Below are 19554 nucleotides of genomic sequence, written 5' to 3'. Positions count from 1 at the left end.
CGCACCGGCCCTTCTCATTTATCCACGCGGGAAGCGTTACTTTCTGCGGTAGCTCTTCTGCGCGGTATTTACTTTCACCAGATAGCGGCGCGACTCGGCGGCCGGGTGCTTGGTGGTCAGCGTTTGGTACACGTCGCCCGGCTGCATGCCGTTGATGATGCCCACCGCGCGCGTTCTGTCGCTGGAGAACACCCGCAGCACGCTGCCGGCGCCGCCGTTGTAAGCGGTGATCACCGCATAGCGGCGCGAGGTCGGGTTCTGAATGCCGCCCAGGTAGTTGTTCTGCAGGATCGCCAGATAGGCGGTGCCGGTATCGATGTTGTTCTCCGGATCGAACAGGTAGCTGCGGCTCGGGGTGCCCCATTTGCCGCGCATCTGGAACACATCCTTACCGGCGGTGTGCTGCACCACCTGCATCAGGCCCAGCGCGTCCGAACCGCTCACCGCATACGGGTTGAAGCTCGATTCGGTCTGCATGATAGCCAGGATCAGCGACTCGTCCACGCCGTATTTTTCCGACGCCTTGCGCACCATCGGCAGATATTTATGCGCACGTTTGTCCAGGTGGTTCGGCACCAGCTGGATGGTGACCGAGTAGATGACGTGCAGGCCGGAGGTGCGTTTTTGCAGCTTGGTTTGCAGCAGGTAATCGGCGAAGTGCGCCGCGCGCCATTCCCAGCGGATCGGCGCCCCTTTGTTATCCAGCACCTGGCCGTACAGGAACGGCTCTTTGCTGATCTGGATATCGTTGGCGTCGGAATAGAGGTCGATCGAACCCGGATCGTCACCCATCAGCAGCGTGCTGATGATCGCCTGGCGCAGGTGCGCAGCCGGATCGGTGGTGGCGATGGTCTCGATGGTAATGGCGCCGGTGTCGAAGTTGATGTGGCTGCGGGTTTGGTATTGGTCGGTATATTTAACGTAGTCTTTCGGCCCGGCGATCAGAACTTCATTCAGACCCCAGATGTTCTCGATGTTGTGGGCAAATTGGCCCATCAGAATGTCGAAGCCGTTGGTATCTTTGATCCAGGCTTCGTTGATTTCTTCACTTTTTTTGCCGGAACAGGAGATCAGCAAAGGCGCTATTACGAGCAAAGCTAAAATTTTCTTCATCTTAAAGCCGTTTGGAAGAAGTATAAGAGGATTGAAGCGGGCCAGCGCCTGGCCCCAACAGCATTATTCGCTCGGCGGCGTATAGCCTTCGATGTGTACGTCGTGCCCTTCGAACAGGAACTTGATCATTTCCTCTTCCAGCAGCTTGCGGTCATCCACGTTCATCATGTTCAGCTTCTTCTCGTTGATCAGCATGGTCTGCTTCTTCATCCACTCGCCCCAGGCTTCCTTGGAGATCTCGTTGTAGATGCGCTTGCCGACGTCGCCGGGATAAAGCTGGAAGTCCTGGCCTTCGGCGTCGCGCTGCAGGAAAGTACAAAAAATGGTGCGGCTCATGCTAATTCCTCATCGATGGCGCTATCGCCATATAAGTTTTGTTGGATCGGGGGCTGCTTCGCCAGCTGTTGCAACAGGCGATCTACCGGCGCTGCCAGCCCGACCGACGGCGGCTGCGCTAAGTTATACCAGAGACCCGCGCCCTCATCCATGCCGCTGCCCGCCGCGTCGAGCGACAGCCACATCGGCACAATATCGAGATGGAAATGGCTGAACGTGTGGCGAAACGCGGTCAGCTGTTCCAGGCGCTTGCCTTTCAGACCGCGCTGCTGCAGCCAGAGTTCCAAATCCACGCGCGCGCTGAACTGCGGGAAGCAGAACAGGCCGCCCCACAGGCCCACCGCCGGGCGCTGCTCCAGCCACACGCGGTTGCCGTGCTGCAGCAATAAGAAGTAGGCGGTTTTTTCCGGCAGGGTCTGCTTGGGCTTCTTGCCGGGGTAGTTGGCCCAGCTGTGATTGGCGTAAGACAGGCAGCCGACGTTGAGCGGGCAGAGTTCACACTTGGGCTTGGAGCGGGTGCAGACCATGGCGCCCAGATCCATCATCGCCTGGTTGAACTGGCCGACGCCCTGGGCCGGGGTGACTTCTTCGCTGATTTTCCACAGCCGGTTTTCGACCTCTTTCTTGCCCGGCCAGCCTTCCACCGCGTAGCAGCGGGCCAGCACGCGCTTCACGTTGCCGTCGAGGATCGGATAGTGTTGGCCCAGCGCCAACGACAGCACCGCGCCGGCGGTAGAGCGGCCAACGCCCGGCAAATCGGCGATTTCTGCGAAGGTTGTCGGGAACTCGCCGCCGTGCTGTGAGACAATGGTCTGCGCCGCCTTGTGCAGGTTACGGGCGCGGGCGTAATAGCCGAGACCGGTCCACAGATGCAGCACTTCGTCCAGCGGGGCCTCTGCCAGCGCGCGCACGTTAGGAAAACGGGCCATAAAGCGCTGAAAATAAGGAATGACGGTGGCAACCTGGGTCTGTTGCAACATCACCTCGGAGAGCCATACTTGATAGGCGGTTTTCTCCAGCTGCCATGGCAGGGTCTTGCGGCCGTAGCGCTGGTACCAGTCAAGCACCACCTGTGCGAATTGTTGTGCTTGCATCATGAGCAGCGTCGTTATCCGGCAGAAAATGAAGCGAGATTGCAGCATAGAGTCATGATGCTGTAAACCGGAACTTTCCGACGCCGCACGGCGGGTACAGAAGATGAACACTTGCTAAACCAATGTATCTTTGCATAATGCGCGTTTCCCTAATTGGCAGCCAAACAGACAGAAAGCACTATGATTAATGACGTCATCTCCCCGGAATTTGATGAGAACGGCCGCGCGATGCGCCGTATCCGCAGTTTTGTTCGCCGCCAGGGGCGGCTGACCAAAGGCCAGCAGCACGCGCTGGAGAACTATTGGCCGGTGATGGGCGTGGAGTATCAGACTGACGCTGTCGATCTCACCGCGCTGTTTGGCCGCGAAGCGCCGACGGTGCTGGAGATCGGTTTTGGCATGGGCGCCTCGCTGGTGACCATGGCGGGCAACAACCCGCAGCAGAACTTTTTAGGGATCGAAGTACACTCGCCGGGCGTGGGCGCCTGCCTGGCCGACGCCCACGAGGCGAAGCTGAGCAACCTGCGCGTAATGTGCCACGATGCGGTTGAAGTGCTGGAAAACATGATCCCGGACGGCTCGCTGGACATGGTGCAGCTGTTCTTCCCCGATCCGTGGCACAAGGCGCGCCACAACAAGCGCCGCATCGTGCAAACGCCGTTTGTCGAACTGGTGCTGCGCAAGCTGAAGACCGGCGGCGTCTTCCACATGGCCACCGATTGGCAACCTTATGCGGAACATATGTTAGAGGTTATGAACGGGGTCGCAGGCTACCGTAATCTTTCCAGCGATAATGATTATGTGCCGCGTCCGGATTCGCGCCCACTGACGAAATTTGAATTACGCGGCCAGCGCCTGGGACATGGCGTTTGGGACTTGATGTTTGAGAGGAAAGAATAATGGCTAAGAACCGCAGTCGTCGTTTACGTAAAAAGTTGCACATTGAAGAATTTCAGGAGCTGGGTTTCTCCGTAGCCTGGCGCTTCGCCGAAGGCACGTCGGTGGAGGATATCGACAGCACGCTGGATACCTTCATCGATGAAGTGATCGAGCCGAACGGTCTGGCGTTTGACGGCAGCGGCTACCTGCAGTGGGAAGGTCTGATCTGCCTGCAGAAGATCGGCCACTGCACCGACGAGCATCGCGAACTGGTGAAAAACTGGCTGGAAGCGCGCAAACTGTCCGACGTTAAGGTCAGCGATCTGTTCGATATCTGGTGGGATTGATCGCGCTTGCCCGATGAGCGCGGCTTCGCGCCGCGCCGTTTTATTGATCTAAGGTGCCTTAACGGCGCCTTTGTTTTGCCCGGAGTGTGACCGAGGTGGTAACAACATTGGATAACGCGTTGCTGGAAGAGATCCTGCAACAGGTGCGCCCGCTGATTGGCCAGGGAAAAGTGGCCGACTACATCCCGGCGTTGGCGGAAGTGCCCGCCGATCGGCTGGCGATCGCCGTGTGTACGGTGGATGGCGAACTGTTCCAGGCCGGCGACGCCGCGGAGCGCTTCTCCATCCAGTCGATCTCGAAAGTACTGAGCCTGACGCTGGCGCTGACGCGCTATCAGGAGCCTGAGATCTGGCGGCGCGTCGGCAAAGAGCCTTCTGGCCTGCCGTTCAACTCGCTGCTGCAGCTGGAGATGGAGCAGGGCAAACCGCGCAATCCGTTTATCAACCCCGGCGCGCTGGTGGTGTGCGACATGCTGCAAACCCGGCTCAGCGCCCCCAAACAGCGCATGCTGGAGGTGGTGCGTCAGTTGGCCGGTGAAGACGACCTGGCCTATGACCTGCGGGTGGCGCGCTCCGAGTTCGAACACTCCGATCGCAATGCGGCCATCGCCTATCTGATGAAGTCGTTCGGCAACTTCGAGAACGATGTGATTACCGTGCTGCAAACCTATTTCCACTACTGCGCGTTGCGCATGAGCTGCGTGGAACTGGCGCGCAGCTTCGTCTATCTGGCCAATCACGGCCGCGATCTCAGCGGCGAGGCGGTGATCAGCCCGCTGCAGGCGCGGCAGATCAACGCCCTGATGATGACCAGTGGCATGTACGACGGCGCCGGCGAATTCGCCTATCGGGTGGGGATGCCGGGCAAGTCCGGCGTGGGCGGCGGCATCGTGGCCATCGTGCCGGACGAACTGTCGATCGTCGTTTGGTCGCCGGAACTGGATGCTTCCGGCAACTCGCTGGCGGGAACTGCGGCGCTGGAACTGTTGTCTCAACGTATCGGTCGTTCGATTTTTTAATCCCAGTCTGGATGGGAGTCAGGAGAAGCTATGTTGAAGAAAACCGGGTTAGCCTTACTGCTGCTGGCGGCGACTGCCGCACAGGCCCACGCCGAGTACCAATGCAGCGTTAAACCCCAGGATGATGTGATCATCAGCCCGCAGAGCGTGCAGGTGAAAGGCGCCAGCGGCGACCTGCAAATTTCGCCGGATGGCGACGTGATCCGCAACGGCCAGGCGCTGAGCCTGAGCGACAGCCAGCGGCAGAAAGCCTTCAGTTACCAGAGCGCCTTGCGCAAGCAGCTGCCGTGGATCGACGACGGCGCGCAGAAGCACCTGGAGAAAGCCCGCTCGGCGCTGGATAAGGTGATCGTCAAAGAACTGGGCAGCAACAGCAACGTGCGCAACCGGCTAACCACCCTGAACGGCCAACTGAAACAGCAGATGAACCGCATCATCGAGCACCGCAGCGACGGCCTGACCTTCCACCACCAGGCGATTGACCAGGTGGAACAGGACGGCCGCAACATCGTGCAGCAGAGCATGGGCGGGGTGCTGCAGGACAGCCTGAACGAGATGGGCGTCAAACAGGCCGCCAATAGCGGCGGCAACCCGCTGCAGGCGATCATGGGCAACCTGGGCGGCTTGCAGAAGGCGATCCAGAACGAATGGAACAACCAGGAGCAGGACTTCCAGAACTTCGGTCATGACGTGTGCAACCGCGTCACCGCACTGGAAACCCAGCGCAAGGATTTGCTGAAGGCGTTGAAGTAACGGATAGGCATAGCCGCCGTGCGTTCTTTGACCTCACGACGGCTATCTGAGAAACTGGCTAAACTATAATCAATCGGCAAAAGGATTTTGCATTGATGCCAGTGATATTCCGTTATAAAGGCTATAGGTTCTTTTTTTATTCAAATGAGGGTGACCCGCTTGAGCCGCCGCATGTTCATATCAGAGACGCTGAGGCTGAAGCGAAATTTTGGTTGGTTCCTGGCGTGCAGTTGGCGCGTAATGATGGCTTTAACGCCAGAACGCTAAAAGAGTTGGCTGGTCTGGTTGATACCTATCAGGCATTGTTTTTGGAGGCTTGGCATGAGTATTTCGGCTAAACGCGTCAGCTTTGACGATACGACGATGTGGGTCGAACTAAGTGACGCCAGAATTATTGGCGTGCCGCTGGCCTGGTTTCCCCGTTTGTTGAACGCGACGGAAGAACAGCGGGCGGGGTATGAGCTCAGCGCTCGCGGCATCCATTGGGACGCGTTGGACGAGGATGTTTCCGTTGAGGGATTGCTGAAGGGGCGTGGCGACGTGACGCACCGCCCTCATAATGCCGCCTGAACATGAAAAAAAGCGCTGATCATTCAGCGCTTTTTTTTACTCGTCGTCCGCCAGGAACAGTTCCAGCAGCGAGTTGAGGAACAGTTTGCCCTTCTCGGTGATCTGCCAGTGCTCTGCGGTTTCTTCCAGATAACCTTTGGCCAGCGCTTCGTCCAGCTGCGGGCGAATAACGCTTTCCGCCAGCCCGGTGTAGTTGACGAAGTCGGCGCGCGGCGCGGCTTCCAGCAGGCGGAAGCGGTTCATGAAGAACTCGAACGGCCGATCCGCCGCCGCCACCTCATGCTGCTTGTCCATGTAGTCGCCGCGCATAAAGCCGCGCGGGTGCTTGGTCTTGGCGGTGCGCAGGATGCGCCCGTCGTTGAAGGTCACTTTGCCGTGCGCGCCGCAGCCGATCCCCAGATAGTCGCCGAAGCGCCAGTAGTTGAGGTTGTGCTGGCATTGGAAGCCCGGCTTGGCGTAGGCCGAGGTTTCATACTGCTGGTATCCGGCGGCGCTCAGCAGCTGGTGGCCGCGCTCGAAGATGTCCCACAGCGCGTCGTCGTCCGGCAAGACCGGCGGGCGTGAGCTGAACAGGGTGTTCGGCTCGATGGTCAGCTGATACCACGATAGGTGCGGCGGATTGAGGGCGATCGCCTGGCGCAGATCGTCCAGCGCCTCTTCCAGCGACTGATCCGGCAGGCCGTGCATCAGATCGAGGTTGAAGCTGCGCAGGCCAAGGCCGGTCGCCAGCGTCGCCGCGCGTTTGGCTTCTTCCGGGCCGTGGATGCGCCCCAGGCGGGTCAGCTTCTCGGCGCTGAAGCTTTGCACCCCGATGGAGATGCGGTTGACGCCGGCGCGCTGGTAGCCGCTGAAGCGATCGGCTTCCACGGTGCCGGGGTTAGCCTCCATGGTGATTTCGGCGTCGTCGGCGACGCGAATGCGCGCCCGCACGCCGTCCAGCAAGGCCTGCATCGCCTCGGCGCTCAGCAGGCTGGGGGTGCCGCCGCCGATAAAGATAGTGCTGATTTCCCGGCCGCCGGCCAGCGGCAGGTCGGCATCCAGATCCGCCAACAGATGATCGACGTACTCCTGATGCGGTACGTCACCCTTCAGCGCATGGGAGTTGAAGTCGCAATACGGGCATTTCTGCACGCACCACGGGATGTGGATGTAGAGACTCAGCGGGGGCAGCTTAAGCATTGCGCATGGCTTCCAACATCAGCTTCAGCGCCTTGCCGCGGTGCGAAATCGCCCGCTTCTCGTCGCGGCTCAGCTCGGCGGCGGTGCGCCCCAGTTCCGGCACGTAGAAGACAGGGTCGTAACCGAAGCCGCCTTCACCGGCGGCCTGTTCGGTGATTTCGCCGGCCCAACTGCCGTGGAACACCAGCGGCGTCGGGTCTGCCGCATGGCGCAGATAGACCAGCACGCAGTGGAATTGCGCGCCGCGCTTGCCCAGCGCCACGTCTTTCATCGCCGCCAGCAGCTTGTCGAGGTTCTGCCGATCGTCGGCGTCTTCACCGGCGTAGCGTGCGGAGTAGATGCCCGGCGCGCCGCCCAGCGCGTCGACCGCCAGACCGGAGTCGTCGGCGATCGCTGGCAGGCCGGTGACCTGTGCCGCATGGCGCGCTTTCAGAATGGCGTTTTCGATAAACGTCAGGCCGGTCTCTTCGGCGGATTCCACGCCCAGATCGGTTTGCGCGACCACGTCCAGGCCGAAATCGGCCAACAGGTCGGCAAGTTCGCGCACTTTGCCCGGGTTACCGGTGGCAAGAACGACTTTTTGCATAATGACTACCTTGAAAATTATTCGATGAGCGCCGCGACCACGGCGGGGATCTGTTGCGGATTCACGATGCGTAACTGTTTATGCCGCCCCAGTTCGCCTTTCTCGATGGTGACGTTGCTTTTCGCCACTTTGAACTGCTTGGCGATAAACTTGATCAAATGGGCGTTGGCTTGGCCGTCGACCGGCGGGGCGGTGATGGCGACTTTTAGTTCGTCGCCATGCAAGCCGATAATTTGGTCGCGGCTGGCTTTCGGCTGAATATATAGCCTGATCGCCAGCCCGTCCAGCACCGGAGTGACGGCACTCACAGCAGGAACCAGATCTCGCCGAACAGATCCATGCCCAGGTAGTTGATCAGATAGAGGATCAGGATCACCACCATGGCGGAAAAGTCGATACCGCCCATCGCCGGAATGATGCGACGGATCGGCGCCATCAACGGTTCGGTCAGCTGGTACATCACGTAGTCGATCGGGCTGCGGCCCTGGCTTACCCAGCTCATCAGCGCACGAATGATCATCACCCAGAAGATCAGGTAGCCGGCGGACTTGACCAGCGAGATCAGGCCGAACAGCAGGTTATACGGGCTGAGCGATATCGCGCCGCCCTGGATCAGTAGCAGCAGCGGGTACTTGATGGTCATCAACAGGAACGCCAGCAGCAGAGAAGCGCTGTCGATAGGCCCCAGCGATGGGATGATGCGGCGCAGAGGGCCGACCACCGGTTGGGTGATCTTCACCACAAACTGCGAGAACGGGTTATAAAAATCGGTGCGCGTCCATTGCATCCAAATGCGCAGCAACAGCACCATCACGTACAGATCAATAACGGTCTTGACCAGGAAAGTCAGCGTTAGCATGAAGTGGTCCTTCTCCTTAACTCGGGGTTATTTAAAATAATTTTTCCATTTCTTGCGCACGGGAAACGGCGGCCTGCATCGCTTGCGCCACGGTTTCCGGCAGTTGGCGTTCGTTGAACACCCGCAGCGCTTCGGCGGTGGTGCCGCCTTTGGAGGTCACCTGCTCGCGCAGCGTGCCCAGCGGTGTATCCGGGTTGGCTTCCACCAGTGCGGCGGCGCCGGAAGCGGCCTGCTGCACCAGATCGCGCGCGGTCTGGCTGTCGAAGCCCATGCGTTCGGCCTCTTTTTGCATCGCTTCCATAAACAGGAAGAAATAAGCCGGGGCGCTGCCCGCGGCGGCGATCACGCCGTTGATGCCATTTTCGTCATCTACCCAGCAAACTTTACCGACCGACGCCATTAAATCGCCGGTGTAGTCGCGATCCTGTTGGCTGACCTGCACCGGCGCGTACAGCCCGCTCATGCCCTTGCCGACCAGCGACGGGGTGTTGGGCATGATGCGCACGATGTTCAGTTGGTCGCCGAGCAACTGATAGAAACGGCTGACCTGAATGCCGGCGGCGATCGACAGCACCAGTTTGCCGCCGAAATCGACCTGTTCGCGCAGCGGCTGACACACGTCGGCCATCATTTGCGGTTTGACCGCCAGCACCACGACGTCGGCTTCACGCGCGCAGGCGACGTTGTCGCCGCTGCTAACGATGCCGTAGTCCGCCGCCAGCGCGTCACGGTTTTTCGGCGAAGGGGCGCAGACGCTGATGGATTTGGCCGGATAGCCGCCCGCGACCAGGCCGGCGATGATTGCACGCGCCATGTTGCCGGCGCCGATAAAGGTAATCTTGCGATGTTGCATCAAATCCCTCGTCTGTTTGTCAGGCCTGCGAGTAGTCGCGGGCGCCAAAAATTGCGGTGCCGATGCGCACCAGGGTGCTGCCTGCGGCGATCGCCGCCGCCATGTCGTCCGTCATGCCCATCGACAGCGTATCGGCCTGCGGATAACGCTGACGCAGGGCGAGAAATGCGTCGTTCATCCGGCTGAATACCGCCAACTGCCGCTGATAATCCGTTTCCGGCGCCGGGATGGCCATCAGGCCGCGCAGCGCCAGATTCGGCAGCGCCGCGATTGCGTCGGCCAACGCCGGCAGTTCGTTCAACGCGATGCCGGATTTGCTCTGCTCATCGCTGATGTTGATTTGAATCAGCACGTTGAGCGGCGGCATGTCGGCCGGGCGCTGATCGCTCAGGCGCTGGGCGATGCGCAGCCGATCCACGGTATGACACCAGGCGAAATGTTCCGCCACCAGCCGACTCTTATTGGATTGCAGCGGGCCGATAAAGTGCCACACCAACTCACCGCCCTGCGGCGACTCGGCGAAATGCCGGATCTTGTCTACCCCTTCCTGCACGTAGTTCTCGCCGAAGGCGCGCTGGCCGGCGGCGATGGCTTCTTCGATCGCCGCCACAGGTTTGGTTTTGCTGACTGCAAGCAGAGCAACGTCTTCCGGCGCCCGCGCGCAGTTTTGCGCGGCGGCCGCGATGCGGTTTCTGACATCCTGCAGGTTCTGTTGGATAGTGCTCATTATTGACCCGGGAGAGTGATATGGATATCGATGAATTCGTGGCCCTTAGTGTAAAGCATAATGCTTCCGATCTGCACCTTTGTGCCGGTCATCCGCCGATGTTGCGCATCGACGGTGAACTGCAGCCGCTGGCGGCGGCGCCAACGCTGACGGCGCAAGGCGCGCAGGCCCTCTGCGATGGATTGCTGAATGCGCAGCAGCGCGAGAGCCTGCGGCGGCTGGGGCAGGTCGATCTGGCGCTGCACAGGCCGAGTGGAGAGCGGCTGCGTGCCAACGTTTTTCAGCAAAGCGCGGGGATGTCTCTCGCGTTGCGGCGCATCGCCGGGCAGTCGCCCTCGCTTGCCGAGCTGGCAGCGCCGGCCATCGTGCCGGCGCTGCTGCGGCGCGACGATGGGCTTCTCCTGGTCACCGGCGCCACCGGCAGCGGCAAGTCCACCACGCTCGCGGCGATGATCGACGAGATCAACCGGCACCAGCAGCGGCACATTTTGACGCTGGAGGATCCGATTGAATTCCTGCACCGCAGCCGGCGATCGCTGATCCAGCAGCGGGAGATCGGCCGCGACAGCCACAGCTTTGATGCGGCGTTGCGCGCCGCGCTGCGCGAAGATCCGGATGTGATCCTGCTGGGCGAGCTGCGCGATACCACCACCATCCGGCTGGCGCTCACCGCGGCGGAGACCGGCCACCTGGTGCTGGCGACGCTGCACACCCGCAGCGCGTCGCAGGCAGTGGAACGGTTAGTGGACGTGTTTCCGGCGGAAGAAAAACCCTATGTGCGCGCCCAGCTGGCCGGCAGTCTGCAGGCGGTGATCGCGCAAAAGCTGATGAGGCGGCCCGGCGGCGGACGCGTGGCGATCTTCGAAGTGCTGACGGCGACGGCGGCGGTCAGCAACCTGATCCGCGAAGGGAAAACGCATCAGTTGGCGAGCGTGTTGCAAACCGGCGCACAGTCCGGCATGCAAACCTTTGAGCAAGGTTTGCAGCAGCGGATTGACGCCGGTGTGTTGGGGGACTGTGCGGGGGAGGGAACGGGTGTTTAGCCCAGCTGCCGTTCGAACCAGCTCTCGAGGATCACTACCGCGGAGGCGGAATCCACGCTGCCTTTATCAAGGGCGCGGAAGCCGCCGCGGTCGAACAGGTTGGCGCGCGCTTCCACGGTGCTCAGGCGCTCGTCATGCAGATCGATCTGGATGCCGAAGCGGCCGTGCAGGCGGTTGGCGAACTTGCGCGCCTGGGCGGTAACGGGTTGTTCGGTTCCGTCCATGTTCAGCGGCAGGCCGACCACCACCAAATCCGGCTGCCACTCCTTCAGCAGTTTTTCAATTTTCAGCCAGTCCGGCGAGCCGTCCTGCGCTTTGAAGGCCGGCAGGGCGCGGGCGCTGCCGGTCAACTCCTGGCCGATGGCCGCGCCAATGCTTTTGGTGCCGAAGTCGAAGGCGATAATGGTGCGGTTGCTCATCAGGCGTGTCCTGCGTGGTTGGCGATGCTGCGAATGTCGATACCCAATAGGTTCCCCGCCTCGCGCCAGCGGCTGGCGATCGGCGTGCGGAACAAAATGTCGGTGTTGGCTTCGATGGTCAGCCAGGCGTTTTCCAATACTTCCTGCTCCAACTGGCCCTTTTCCCAGCCCGCATAACCCAGCGCCACCAGCACGTCGTCCGGTTGCTCTGGCGTGCCGAGCGTTTCCAGCACGTCTTTCGAGGTGGTGATCATGGTGTTGGGCGAAATTTGAATGCTGGCGCCGAAGCCGTGGCGCGGCGTATGCAGGATAAACCCGCGATCGTCCGCCAGCGGGCCGCCGGCGAACACCGGCTTGTCCAGGCTGATGGCCGGATCGCGCGCAGGCGGCATGATCTTCAGCTTGCTCAGCACCGTGGCTACCGTGAACTGCTCCACCGGTTTATTGATCACCAAACCCATGGCGCCTTCTTCATTGTGCTCGCAAATGTAAATCACCGAGCGCTTGAAGCGAGGATCCTGCAGCGTTGGCATGGCGATCAGAAAATGGTGCTGTAAATTCATGGCGTTAGTATAAGGTAATCAATGGGTGAGAAAATAAACAGCCGCCAGTATGCGGCTATACCCGCCGCCTTTCAAGCCGCTGCCGGAAAGGAGGGCTTTGGCGGGCGCGATACAGGATAGCGGGCGGCATGCCGCCCGCATGACGCATTACTTCGCCGCCAGGCGCTTTTCAATGGCGTCCATCAGCATGCCGGTAATCGAAATCGGGAATGCCGCCTCGATCTCGCGCGCGCAGGTTGGGCTGGTGACGTTGATTTCGGTCAGGCGATCGCCGATCACGTCCAGGCCGACGAAGATCAGCCCTTTCTCTTTCAGCGTCGGGGCGACGGCGCGGGCGATTTTCCAGTCGCTTTCGCTCAGCGGGCGCGCTTCGCCGCGGCCGCCGGCCGCCAGGTTGCCGCGGGTCTCACCCTGCGCCGGAATGCGCGCCAGGCAGTAAGGCACCGGCTCGCCGTCCACCACCAGGATGCGCTTGTCGCCGTCCTTGATCGCCGGCAGGAAGTTCTGCGCCATGCAGAAACGGCTGCCGTGTTCGGTCAGGGTTTCGATGATCACCGACAGGTTAGGATCGTCCTGCTTCACGCGGAAGATAGACGCGCCGCCCATGCCGTCCAGCGGTTTCAGGATGATGTCGCCGTGCTGCTGGTGGAATTTGCGGATGTGCGCGGCGCTGCGGCTGACCAGCGTATCCGGCGTCAGTTCCGAGAACCAGGCGGTGAACAGCTTCTCGTTGCAGTCGCGCAGGCTTTGCGGCTTGTTGACCACCAGCGTGCCTTTGACTTCGGCGCGTTCCAGAATGTAGGTCGCGTAGATGTATTCGGTATCGAACGGCGGATCCTTGCGCATCAGGATCACGTCCAGATCGTGCAGCGCCAGATCCTGCTCGGCGCCGAAGCTGAACCAGCTCTCCTTGTCTTCCTTCACGCTCAGCAGGCGGGTGCGGGCGCGCCCGTCACCGGCGTGCAGATAGAGATCGTTCATCTCCATGTAGTGCAATTCGTAACCGCGGCGCTGCGCTTCGAGCAGCATGGCGAAGCTGGTGTCTTTCTTGATGTTGATGGAATCGATAGGATCCATCACGATGCCGAGCTTAATCATCTTTTCTCCTTTAACCCAGGTCGCCGAAGCGGACCTGCAGAGCGGTAATGGCGGTGAGCGCTGTGGTTTCGGTACGCAGAACGCGTGGTCCCAGCAGAATATCAGTAAATCCGTGGTCGGTGGTCATGGCGATTTCGTCGGCGGACAAACCGCCTTCCGGGCCGATCAGCAGGCGGACGCGGTCTACCGGCTGCGGCAGCGTGTTGATGCTGTGGCTGGCGCGCGGGTGCAGGTTGAGTTTCAGGCTGCCGTCCTGCTCGGCGCACCAGGCCTCCAGCGACATCGCCTCGCGGATTTCGGGAATGCGGTTGCGGCCGCACTGTTCGCAGGCGGCGATGGCGATCTTCTGCCATTGTTGGATTTTCTTCGCCAGACGCTCGCCGTCCAACTTGACGCCGCAGCGCTCGGAAAACAGCGGGGTGATGACGTTGACGCCCAGCTCGATGGATTTCTGGATGGTGAACTCCATCTTCTCGCCGCGCGAGATCACCTGGCCCAGATGCAGGTTGAGCGGCGATTCGATGTCCTCCAAGCGGCCGTCGCCGAGGCGCACCAGCACGCTCTTTTTGTCCACCCGGACTATCTCGGCGTCGAACACCTGGTTGCTGCCGTCGAACAGCTGCAGCGCCTGGCCGGCGCTCATGCGCAGCACGCGCCCGACGTGGTTGGCGGCGTCCTCGCTGAGGGCGATCTCCGCCCGGTCGGTCAACGGCTGCGGATGGTAAATGCGGGGTATGCGCATGGGTAGTCTGATCCTGACGAAACGGCGCCGCGGGTTGGCGGCGCCATGAAAGATAAAGGCTATAGTAGGTTAGCTTTTCCGCTGCTGACAAGCCTGTTGAATATAGGGGTTGTGGTTGCCCTGCACCTTGGCGATACGTGCTTCACGCTGACATTCCCATTGGCTCACCGGATATTGCCGGTTCCACACCTCGAACAGCTGGGTTTGCTGGCGTGACAGCCGCAGCTGGTAGCGATCGCGCATGTAGAAGTAGGTGCGGGCAATGGCGCCGCGGGCGCGGGCGGGCGGCTCCGCCTGTTTATTCTTGAAGTCCACCTTCATTGGGCATTGCCCGTACTGGCCTGCACCGCCGTTCCATTGGCTGTACATGAAGTTGTTGCGGTCGCCGTTCACTTCGCCGATCGCCGGCTGCAGGTTGTGCAGATCGGTTTCTATCTGGCGATAGGTGGCGTCCTTGTTGCAATTTTTGCGCCCGCCGTCCTGCCAACACTGCAGCTGGTGACCGAACTGCCAGGCCGGCACTACGTGTTCCCATTCGATGCGCTGTGCGCGCTGGGCGTTTTTACGCACCTGATAGCCGCAGCCGGCGAGATCCGGGATGCCCTTCTTGCCCTGCCAGTCGATCCGGCAGCCACAGTAAAAACTGCCCGGCGCATCCTGGTTAATCTTGGCCGCCGCCGCTTTGGCCTGAGAGAAGTTATTGATGCCGTGCGCCTGTACGGCGCCTGCGGCGAAAACCGCCATAAACAAAATTCTGCGAAGCATATTCCAAAACAGCTCAAAATTGGAAAAGCAGGCAGGGTAACGGAACTTGCCGGCAGTGGCAAATGGCGATATTTGCTTGTTTTAACGTATAAATCGTTTAACTAAAGGTTCTCGCTAGCAAGAAATTTCAGTTTTTCGCCGCACTGGCGGCAGCGATATTCGCTTTCGCCGCGCAGCACGCGGTTATGGCGGCGGATGGTGAGCTGGTGCTGCCCGCAGCCGCAGCGGTAGGGGAAGGTCTTGCTTTGCACCGAGGCGGTTTCGAAACGGTGAGTGCGGCTGGCGGGCGTCAGCAGCACGCTTTCCATCATCCAGCGCCATTCGCGGCCGTGCGGCGCCACACGGCCGAATTGGCGAAACACCAGCAGGTGCGCCAACTCATGCGGCACCACCTCATCGATAAACGGCTGTTGGTTTTCCAGCAGCAGCACCGGGTTCAGACGGATTTCCCAGCTTTGCAGCCAGGCGGTGCCCGCGCTGGTGCCGCGTTGCTGATAGACGATGCTGGGTTCGGGGAACTCGACGGCAAAATGCTGGCGTGCCAACTGCAGCTTTTCTCGCAGGCAGCGCATCACCGCTTGTTGCAGCGCGATGGGGATTCTTGGTTTGTTCATTGCGGCTAGCTTAAGCAATGGCACGGCGGCTGACAATATGCTCCGACGCAAATCCGCATCCGCGTTTTTTCGCCACATTGATAAAGCGATCGCCGTCGATGGATTGTAATCAATGTGTTAACTGCGGGATAATAAAGCGTGCATGATGAGCCTGTACCCGCAGTTCTCACCGAGCAAGGTTGAAACGCCGCCTGTGGTAATCCCTTACGCAAAGAGCGGTTATTTTGCGATTTGGCGCAATAACTGACTGATTAAAAATACGTAAGGTGGAGGCAGTTTTTTGACAAGGCGCCGCCTCGCGCGCCACAAGTGTGAATTTAACGCAGCTGATGTTGCAAGTGAGAGATCAATGTCGAATAAACCGTTCCACTATCAAGATCCGTTCCCGCTGAAGAAAGACGATACCGAATATTATCTGCTGAGCCGCGACCACGTTTCCGTGAGCGAGTTTGAAGGCCAGGAAATACTGAAAGTTGCCCCTGAAGCGTTAACCCTGCTTGCCCAGCATGCGTTCCACGACGCCTCGTTCATGCTGCGCCCGGCGCATCAACAGCAGGTGGCCGATATCCTCGACGATCCGGACGCCAGCGAAAACGACAAGTACGTTGCGCTGCAATTTCTGCGTAACTCAGAAATCGCCGCCAAGGGTATTTTACCGACCTGCCAGGATACCGGCACGGCGATCATCGTCGGCAAAAAGGGCCAGCGCGTCTGGACCGGCGGCGGCGATGAAGAAGCGCTGTCGCGCGGGGTGTACAACACCTACATCGAAGAGAACCTGCGCTATTCGCAGAACGCCGCGCTGGATATGTACAAAGAGGTCAATACCGGCAGCAACCTGCCGGCGCAGATCGATCTCTACAGCGTGGACGGCGAAGAATACAAATTCCTGTGCATCGCCAAGGGCGGTGGTTCTGCCAACAAAACCTATCTGTATCAGGAAACCAAGGCGCTGCTGTCGCCGGGCAAGCTGAAAAACTACCTGGTCGACAAGATGCGCACGCTGGGCACTGCGGCCTGCCCGCCGTACCACGTGGCGTTCGTCATCGGCGGCACCTCGGCGGAAGCGACGCTGAAAACCGTCAAACTGGCCTCGACCAAGTATTACGATGGCCTGCCGACCGAAGGCAACGAGCATGGCCAGGCGTTCCGCGATCTGGAACTCGAAGCGGAACTGCTACAAGAAGCGCAAAACCTGGGGCTGGGCGCGCAGTTCGGCGGCAAATACTTCGCGCACGATATCCGCGTGGTGCGCCTGCCGCGCCACGGCGCCTCCTGCCCGGTCGGCATGGGCGTTTCCTGTTCGGCGGACCGCAACATCAAAGGCAAGATTAACCGCGATGGCATCTGGCTGGAAAAACTGGAGCACAATCCGGGTAAATTCATTCCTCAGGAGCTGCGCCAGGCCGGGGAAGGCGAGGCGATCAAAGTCGATCTCAACCGTCCAATGGCCGAGATCCTCAAACAGCTGTCGCAGTACCCGGTTTCCACCCGTCTGTCGTTGAGCGGCACCATCATCGTCGGCCGCGATATCGCGCACGCCAAGCTGAAAGAGCGCCTGGATCGCGGGGAAGGCCTGCCGCAGTACGTCAAGGATCACCCGATCTACTACGCCGGCCCGGCTAAAACGCCGGAAGGCTATGCGTCCGGTTCCTTGGGGCCGACCACCGCCGGGCGTATGGACTCCTACGTCGATCTGCTGCAATCCCACGGCGGCAGCATGATCATGCTGGCGAAAGGCAACCGCAGCCAGCAGGTGACGGATGCCTGCCACAAGCACGGCGGCTTTTACCTCGGCAGCATCGGCGGCCCGGCGGCGGTGCTGGCGCAGCAGAGCATCAAGAGCCTGGAGTGCGTGGAGTACCCTGAGCTGGGCATGGAAGCGATCTGGAAAATCGAAGTGGAAGATTTCCCGGCGTTTATCCTGGTGGATGACAAAGGCAATGACTTCTTCCAGAAGATTCAGGCCGGTCAGTGCTCCAGCTGTCTGAAATAATCGCTGCCCCCTTCGCCGCCCGCGGGCGGTGAAGGGGAGTGTGTAAAGTCCTGTAGCTTGCTGGACGTCGAGTTTTAACCTGTATACCCTACGCGGGTAGCACTAAAATTCGACTAATGGAATATCGGCAACAGAAGGTTCGGCAAGCACATGGGAACGCAGGAAAGTCACATCAAGGAATTGCTGGTCTGGATTGAAGATAACCTGACCAATCCGCTGTCGTTGGATATCGTTTCTGCCAAGTCAGGCTACACGAAATGGTACCTGCAGCGCATGTTCAAAAAGCAGACCGGATTATCGTTAGCCTCGTATATCCGCGCTCGCCGCCTCTACCTCGCCGCCTTCGCCTTGCGTTTCACGCAGAAGAGCATTCTAGACATTTCGGTTGAATATCAATTCGATAATCAGCAGACATTCTCGCGCTGTTTCAAAAAGCACTTCGCCGAATCGCCCAGCGTGTATCGCCATGCCCGCAAGCAGGACTTCAGCAATCTGGTGCGTTCGCTGGCGGCCAGCCAGCCCGGCGATATTCAGGTCGAACGCGTCAGCATCGCCAGAGGGCAATATGCCTTTCACGGCAAACATTACGCGTACCATCTGGATATCGAGAAGCTGGACAAGTCGCACCTGCCGCAGCGCAGCGCGCTTCGGGCGCAGTTCTATACCTTGCTGGGCGAGCGCCCGGCACAAACCTATTCGTTTACCCAGCTGGTGCCGGACGGCGAGCGGGTCAGGGTCGATTATACCCTGGGCGTGACGACGGACTACCCGCTACGCGAAGGCGTGGCGCTGGAGCCGCTGCCGGAGATCCACGGCGAGTTTTGCCGTTTTCGCTATTCCGGCAAGCCGGTGGCGCTCAATGATCACATCATTAAAATTTACACGCAGGTACTGCCCGAAATGGGGCTGGCCCGCGGTGACGGGCCGGACATGACGGTATTCAGCTATTCGCTGAGCGGGAAAGAGGAGCTGCATCTGGAGCTGCAACATCTGGTGCCGGTGGTGCCGCTGCACTGATCCCGTCGGCGGCCGGCAGCCGGTTTTTTTGCTGCACGATCGCCGCCATCACCGCCAGAGCGATCTCCGCCGGGGTTTTGCTGCCCAGCGGCAGGCCGATCGGCGCATGAATGCGTTCCAGCTCCTGCGGCGTGAATTCGGCAATCTGCTGCAAACGCTGGCGCCGCCGCGCGCTGTTTCTCAGCGAGCCCATGGCGCCGATGTAAAACGCCGGGGTGTGGATCGCTTCCATCAGCGTCAGGTCGTCCATGCGCGGATCGTGGGTCAGCGCCACGACGGCGGTATTGGCGTGGCAACCGCCGTCCTCAATGAACTTGGCCGGAAACTGGCGCAGCAGCGTCACGCCCGGTTTCAGCTCGGCGGCGAAGTTATCCAGCGCCTCCGGGCGGCTCTCGCACACCAGCACCTCAAACCCCAGTGCCACGGCGAAGTCGGCGCAGTACAGCGCCACGCTGGACAACCCGGCGATCAGCAGGCGCGGCGCGGCCGCGATGTGCAGGGTGATCTGCTCGAGCCGGCGTTCGACCTGGGTGGCGCTGGTGAAGTGGCTCTGCTCAAGGCTGTGGCAGGCGTGGGGCAGCGTCAGGCGTTTGATCAACGCGTGATGCCCTTCCAGCGCGCCGGCGATGCGTTGCAGATAAGCGACGCTGGCTTCTCCCGCCGGCAGATACTCGATCAGCACGTCCAGCACGCCGCCGCAGGGCAGCGCCACGTTGGGCGTCATGCCGCCTTCGCCATAACGGATCACCTGGCTGGGCGCCTGATACTCCCCGGCGGCTACGCGCCGTAGAAAGTCCTCCTCCACGCACCCGCCCGACAATGAACCGCTGTAGCGGCCGTCTCGGGTCGCGGCCATCAACGCGCCCGGCGACCGCGGCGAAGAGCCGTAGGTACTGAGCACGGTGCATAACCAGACCGGCTGTTGCTGCAGCCAGCTTATCGCCTGGCTGACCACGGTGACATCAAGATGTTGCATAGGTGA

At 60.5% G+C, this 19554-nt stretch carries 25 protein-coding genes; 9 read left to right on the top strand and 16 right to left on the bottom strand.

The genetic code is table 11. The features are described 5' to 3' along the window. Positions 1–36: 36 nt before the first annotated feature. From mltC to mutY, 3 genes are all read right to left on the bottom strand, one after another. The gene (gene mltC, locus BVU99_RS00470) at positions 37–1113 is read right to left on the bottom strand and encodes a membrane-bound lytic murein transglycosylase MltC (protein WP_004937402.1); all 1077 of its coding nucleotides are present in this window, start codon (positions 1111–1113) and stop codon (positions 37–39) included. Between the two features lie 63 nt (positions 1114–1176). Further along, on the bottom strand, positions 1177–1449 hold the full coding sequence (locus BVU99_RS00465) for an oxidative damage protection protein (protein WP_004937404.1): 273 nt from the start codon (positions 1447–1449) through the stop codon (positions 1177–1179). Next, positions 1446–2546, bottom strand: a complete 1101-nt coding sequence (mutY, locus tag BVU99_RS00460; RefSeq protein ID WP_170311447.1) for an A/G-specific adenine glycosylase — start codon at positions 2544–2546, stop codon at positions 1446–1448. Before mutY ends, BVU99_RS00465 begins: the two co-directional genes overlap by 4 nt. A 177-nt stretch (positions 2547–2723) precedes the next feature. On the opposite strand from mutY, the gene trmB reads away from it, so the two are divergent. From trmB to BVU99_RS00430, 6 genes are all read left to right on the top strand, one after another. Continuing rightward, complete coding sequence (gene trmB, locus BVU99_RS00455; RefSeq protein WP_043141355.1) at positions 2724–3443, top strand: tRNA (guanosine(46)-N7)-methyltransferase TrmB; 720 nt, start codon at positions 2724–2726, stop codon at positions 3441–3443. Next, complete coding sequence (locus BVU99_RS00450) at positions 3443–3769, top strand: YggL family protein (RefSeq protein ID WP_025304256.1); 327 nt, start codon at positions 3443–3445, stop codon at positions 3767–3769. Before trmB ends, BVU99_RS00450 begins: the two co-directional genes overlap by 1 nt. A 95-nt stretch (positions 3770–3864) precedes the next feature. Continuing rightward, positions 3865–4788, top strand: coding sequence for a glutaminase B (glsB, locus tag BVU99_RS00445; protein WP_004937414.1), 924 nt, complete (start codon positions 3865–3867; stop codon positions 4786–4788). A gap of 30 nt (positions 4789–4818) precedes the next feature. Then, the gene (locus tag BVU99_RS00440) at positions 4819–5541 is read left to right on the top strand and encodes a DUF2884 domain-containing protein (protein ID WP_025304254.1); all 723 of its coding nucleotides are present in this window, start codon (positions 4819–4821) and stop codon (positions 5539–5541) included. A 95-nt stretch (positions 5542–5636) separates the two neighbouring features. Then, entirely contained in the window at positions 5637–5879 is a 243-nt protein-coding gene (locus tag BVU99_RS00435; protein WP_004937418.1) for a DUF4160 domain-containing protein, read from the top strand. Continuing rightward, positions 5863–6111 carry a DUF2442 domain-containing protein gene (locus BVU99_RS00430; RefSeq protein ID WP_025304253.1) on the top strand — a complete coding sequence of 83 codons (249 nt, stop codon included), beginning with the start codon at positions 5863–5865 and terminating at the stop codon, positions 6109–6111. The genes BVU99_RS00435 and BVU99_RS00430 overlap by 17 nt, the downstream gene beginning before the upstream one ends. A 36-nt stretch (positions 6112–6147) precedes the next feature. Here BVU99_RS00430 and hemW read toward each other — a convergent pair whose 3' ends face one another. Genes hemW through BVU99_RS00400 form a run of 6 tightly spaced genes read right to left on the bottom strand, consistent with a single transcriptional unit; the run spans position 6148 to position 10315 of the window. Then, positions 6148–7290: a radical SAM family heme chaperone HemW gene (gene hemW / locus BVU99_RS00425; protein ID WP_049204214.1), complete on the bottom strand. Its 1143-nt coding sequence runs from the start codon at positions 7288–7290 to the stop codon at positions 6148–6150. Next, on the bottom strand, positions 7283–7876 hold the full coding sequence (locus BVU99_RS00420; RefSeq protein ID WP_043141349.1) for an XTP/dITP diphosphatase: 594 nt from the start codon (positions 7874–7876) through the stop codon (positions 7283–7285). The genes hemW and BVU99_RS00420 overlap by 8 nt, the downstream gene beginning before the upstream one ends. A 17-nt stretch (positions 7877–7893) precedes the next feature. Further along, positions 7894–8184 carry a DUF167 family protein YggU gene (gene yggU, locus BVU99_RS00415; protein ID WP_004948014.1) on the bottom strand — a complete coding sequence of 97 codons (291 nt, stop codon included), beginning with the start codon at positions 8182–8184 and terminating at the stop codon, positions 7894–7896. Further along, entirely contained in the window at positions 8181–8735 is a 555-nt protein-coding gene (locus tag BVU99_RS00410) for a YggT family protein (RefSeq protein ID WP_025304250.1), read from the bottom strand. The genes yggU and BVU99_RS00410 overlap by 4 nt, the downstream gene beginning before the upstream one ends. A 31-nt stretch (positions 8736–8766) precedes the next feature. Then, positions 8767–9588, bottom strand: a complete 822-nt coding sequence (proC, locus tag BVU99_RS00405) for a pyrroline-5-carboxylate reductase (protein WP_099817520.1) — start codon at positions 9586–9588, stop codon at positions 8767–8769. Positions 9589–9607: 19 nt separating this feature from the next. Beyond that, a complete protein-coding gene (locus BVU99_RS00400) occupies positions 9608–10315 on the bottom strand; it encodes a YggS family pyridoxal phosphate-dependent enzyme (RefSeq protein ID WP_042785369.1) in 708 nt (235 codons plus the stop codon). Positions 10316–10335: 20 nt separating this feature from the next. On the opposite strand from BVU99_RS00400, the gene BVU99_RS00395 reads away from it, so the two are divergent. Continuing rightward, on the top strand, positions 10336–11358 hold the full coding sequence (locus BVU99_RS00395) for a type IV pilus twitching motility protein PilT (RefSeq protein ID WP_049208392.1): 1023 nt from the start codon (positions 10336–10338) through the stop codon (positions 11356–11358). Here BVU99_RS00395 and ruvX read toward each other — a convergent pair. The 6 genes from ruvX to BVU99_RS00365 all read right to left on the bottom strand — a co-directional run bounded on the left by ruvX (position 11355) and on the right by BVU99_RS00365 (position 15559). Continuing rightward, the gene (gene ruvX / locus BVU99_RS00390) at positions 11355–11777 is read right to left on the bottom strand and encodes a Holliday junction resolvase RuvX (protein WP_025304246.1); all 423 of its coding nucleotides are present in this window, start codon (positions 11775–11777) and stop codon (positions 11355–11357) included. The two genes, BVU99_RS00395 and ruvX, sit on opposite strands and share 4 nt — an antisense overlap. Further along, complete coding sequence (locus tag BVU99_RS00385) at positions 11777–12340, bottom strand: YqgE/AlgH family protein (protein ID WP_004937452.1); 564 nt, start codon at positions 12338–12340, stop codon at positions 11777–11779. The genes ruvX and BVU99_RS00385 overlap by 1 nt, the downstream gene beginning before the upstream one ends. A 147-nt stretch (positions 12341–12487) precedes the next feature. After that, on the bottom strand, positions 12488–13438 hold the full coding sequence (gshB, locus tag BVU99_RS00380) for a glutathione synthase (protein ID WP_033651325.1): 951 nt from the start codon (positions 13436–13438) through the stop codon (positions 12488–12490). Between the two features lie 10 nt (positions 13439–13448). Then, complete coding sequence (rsmE, locus tag BVU99_RS00375; protein WP_049204216.1) at positions 13449–14180, bottom strand: 16S rRNA (uracil(1498)-N(3))-methyltransferase; 732 nt, start codon at positions 14178–14180, stop codon at positions 13449–13451. A 69-nt stretch (positions 14181–14249) separates the two neighbouring features. After that, a complete protein-coding gene (gene endA, locus BVU99_RS00370; RefSeq protein WP_025304243.1) occupies positions 14250–14945 on the bottom strand; it encodes a deoxyribonuclease I in 696 nt (231 codons plus the stop codon). Positions 14946–15046: 101 nt separating this feature from the next. Beyond that, positions 15047–15559: a SprT family zinc-dependent metalloprotease gene (locus tag BVU99_RS00365; RefSeq protein ID WP_049204217.1), complete on the bottom strand. Its 513-nt coding sequence runs from the start codon at positions 15557–15559 to the stop codon at positions 15047–15049. Between the two features lie 349 nt (positions 15560–15908). Between BVU99_RS00365 and fumA the strand changes: the two genes are divergently transcribed. Beyond that, positions 15909–17555, top strand: a complete 1647-nt coding sequence (fumA, locus tag BVU99_RS00360) for a class I fumarate hydratase FumA (RefSeq protein ID WP_025304241.1) — start codon at positions 15909–15911, stop codon at positions 17553–17555. Between the two features lie 150 nt (positions 17556–17705). Continuing rightward, the gene (locus tag BVU99_RS00355) at positions 17706–18572 is read left to right on the top strand and encodes a helix-turn-helix domain-containing protein (RefSeq protein WP_049296235.1); all 867 of its coding nucleotides are present in this window, start codon (positions 17706–17708) and stop codon (positions 18570–18572) included. Here the strand turns inward: BVU99_RS00355 and BVU99_RS00350 are convergent. Next, positions 18496–19548 (bottom strand): XdhC family protein, encoded by a 1053-nt coding sequence (locus tag BVU99_RS00350; protein ID WP_099817519.1) that lies wholly within the window; start codon positions 19546–19548, stop codon positions 18496–18498. The two genes, BVU99_RS00355 and BVU99_RS00350, sit on opposite strands and share 77 nt — an antisense overlap. Positions 19549–19554 lie beyond the last annotated feature (6 nt).

The sequence above is a fragment of the Serratia sp. OLAL2 genome (assembly GCF_002752475.1).
In the GTDB taxonomy this organism is placed as follows: domain Bacteria; phylum Pseudomonadota; class Gammaproteobacteria; order Enterobacterales; family Enterobacteriaceae; genus Serratia; species Serratia bockelmannii.
Note: the sequence above shows the minus strand (reverse complement) of the source record. Positions and strands in the feature narration are given on the sequence as shown.

Excerpts from the sequence above, each read along its gene's own strand:
- ruvX (WP_025304246.1), bottom strand. The coding sequence starts at position 11,777 with ATGAGCAACCGCACCATTATCGCCTTCGACTTCGGCACCAAAAGCATT.
- BVU99_RS00430 (WP_025304253.1), top strand. The coding sequence starts at position 5,863 with ATGAGTATTTCGGCTAAACGCGTCAGCTTTGACGATACGACGATGTGG.
- BVU99_RS00350 (WP_099817519.1), bottom strand. The coding sequence starts at position 19,548 with ATGCAACATCTTGATGTCACCGTGGTCAGCCAGGCGATAAGCTGGCTG.
- BVU99_RS00410 (WP_025304250.1), bottom strand. The coding sequence starts at position 8,735 with ATGCTAACGCTGACTTTCCTGGTCAAGACCGTTATTGATCTGTACGTG.
- rsmE (WP_049204216.1), bottom strand. The coding sequence starts at position 14,180 with ATGCGCATACCCCGCATTTACCATCCGCAGCCGTTGACCGACCGGGCG.
- hemW (WP_049204214.1), bottom strand. The coding sequence starts at position 7,290 with ATGCTTAAGCTGCCCCCGCTGAGTCTCTACATCCACATCCCGTGGTGC.
- mltC (WP_004937402.1), bottom strand. The coding sequence starts at position 1,113 with ATGAAGAAAATTTTAGCTTTGCTCGTAATAGCGCCTTTGCTGATCTCC.
- BVU99_RS00385 (WP_004937452.1), bottom strand. The coding sequence starts at position 12,340 with ATGAATTTACAGCACCATTTTCTGATCGCCATGCCAACGCTGCAGGAT.
- gshB (WP_033651325.1), bottom strand. The coding sequence starts at position 13,438 with ATGATTAAGCTCGGCATCGTGATGGATCCTATCGATTCCATCAACATC.
- BVU99_RS00465 (WP_004937404.1), bottom strand. The coding sequence starts at position 1,449 with ATGAGCCGCACCATTTTTTGTACTTTCCTGCAGCGCGACGCCGAAGGC.
- BVU99_RS00435 (WP_004937418.1), top strand. The coding sequence starts at position 5,637 with ATGCCAGTGATATTCCGTTATAAAGGCTATAGGTTCTTTTTTTATTCA.
- proC (WP_099817520.1), bottom strand. The coding sequence starts at position 9,588 with ATGCAACATCGCAAGATTACCTTTATCGGCGCCGGCAACATGGCGCGT.
- BVU99_RS00395 (WP_049208392.1), top strand. The coding sequence starts at position 10,336 with ATGGATATCGATGAATTCGTGGCCCTTAGTGTAAAGCATAATGCTTCC.
- BVU99_RS00355 (WP_049296235.1), top strand. The coding sequence starts at position 17,706 with ATGGGAACGCAGGAAAGTCACATCAAGGAATTGCTGGTCTGGATTGAA.
- BVU99_RS00365 (WP_049204217.1), bottom strand. The coding sequence starts at position 15,559 with ATGAACAAACCAAGAATCCCCATCGCGCTGCAACAAGCGGTGATGCGC.
- BVU99_RS00400 (WP_042785369.1), bottom strand. The coding sequence starts at position 10,315 with ATGAGCACTATCCAACAGAACCTGCAGGATGTCAGAAACCGCATCGCG.
- fumA (WP_025304241.1), top strand. The coding sequence starts at position 15,909 with ATGTCGAATAAACCGTTCCACTATCAAGATCCGTTCCCGCTGAAGAAA.
- BVU99_RS00450 (WP_025304256.1), top strand. The coding sequence starts at position 3,443 with ATGGCTAAGAACCGCAGTCGTCGTTTACGTAAAAAGTTGCACATTGAA.
- BVU99_RS00420 (WP_043141349.1), bottom strand. The coding sequence starts at position 7,876 with ATGCAAAAAGTCGTTCTTGCCACCGGTAACCCGGGCAAAGTGCGCGAA.
- BVU99_RS00440 (WP_025304254.1), top strand. The coding sequence starts at position 4,819 with ATGTTGAAGAAAACCGGGTTAGCCTTACTGCTGCTGGCGGCGACTGCC.
- trmB (WP_043141355.1), top strand. The coding sequence starts at position 2,724 with ATGATTAATGACGTCATCTCCCCGGAATTTGATGAGAACGGCCGCGCG.
- endA (WP_025304243.1), bottom strand. The coding sequence starts at position 14,945 with ATGCTTCGCAGAATTTTGTTTATGGCGGTTTTCGCCGCAGGCGCCGTA.
- mutY (WP_170311447.1), bottom strand. The coding sequence starts at position 2,546 with ATGATGCAAGCACAACAATTCGCACAGGTGGTGCTTGACTGGTACCAG.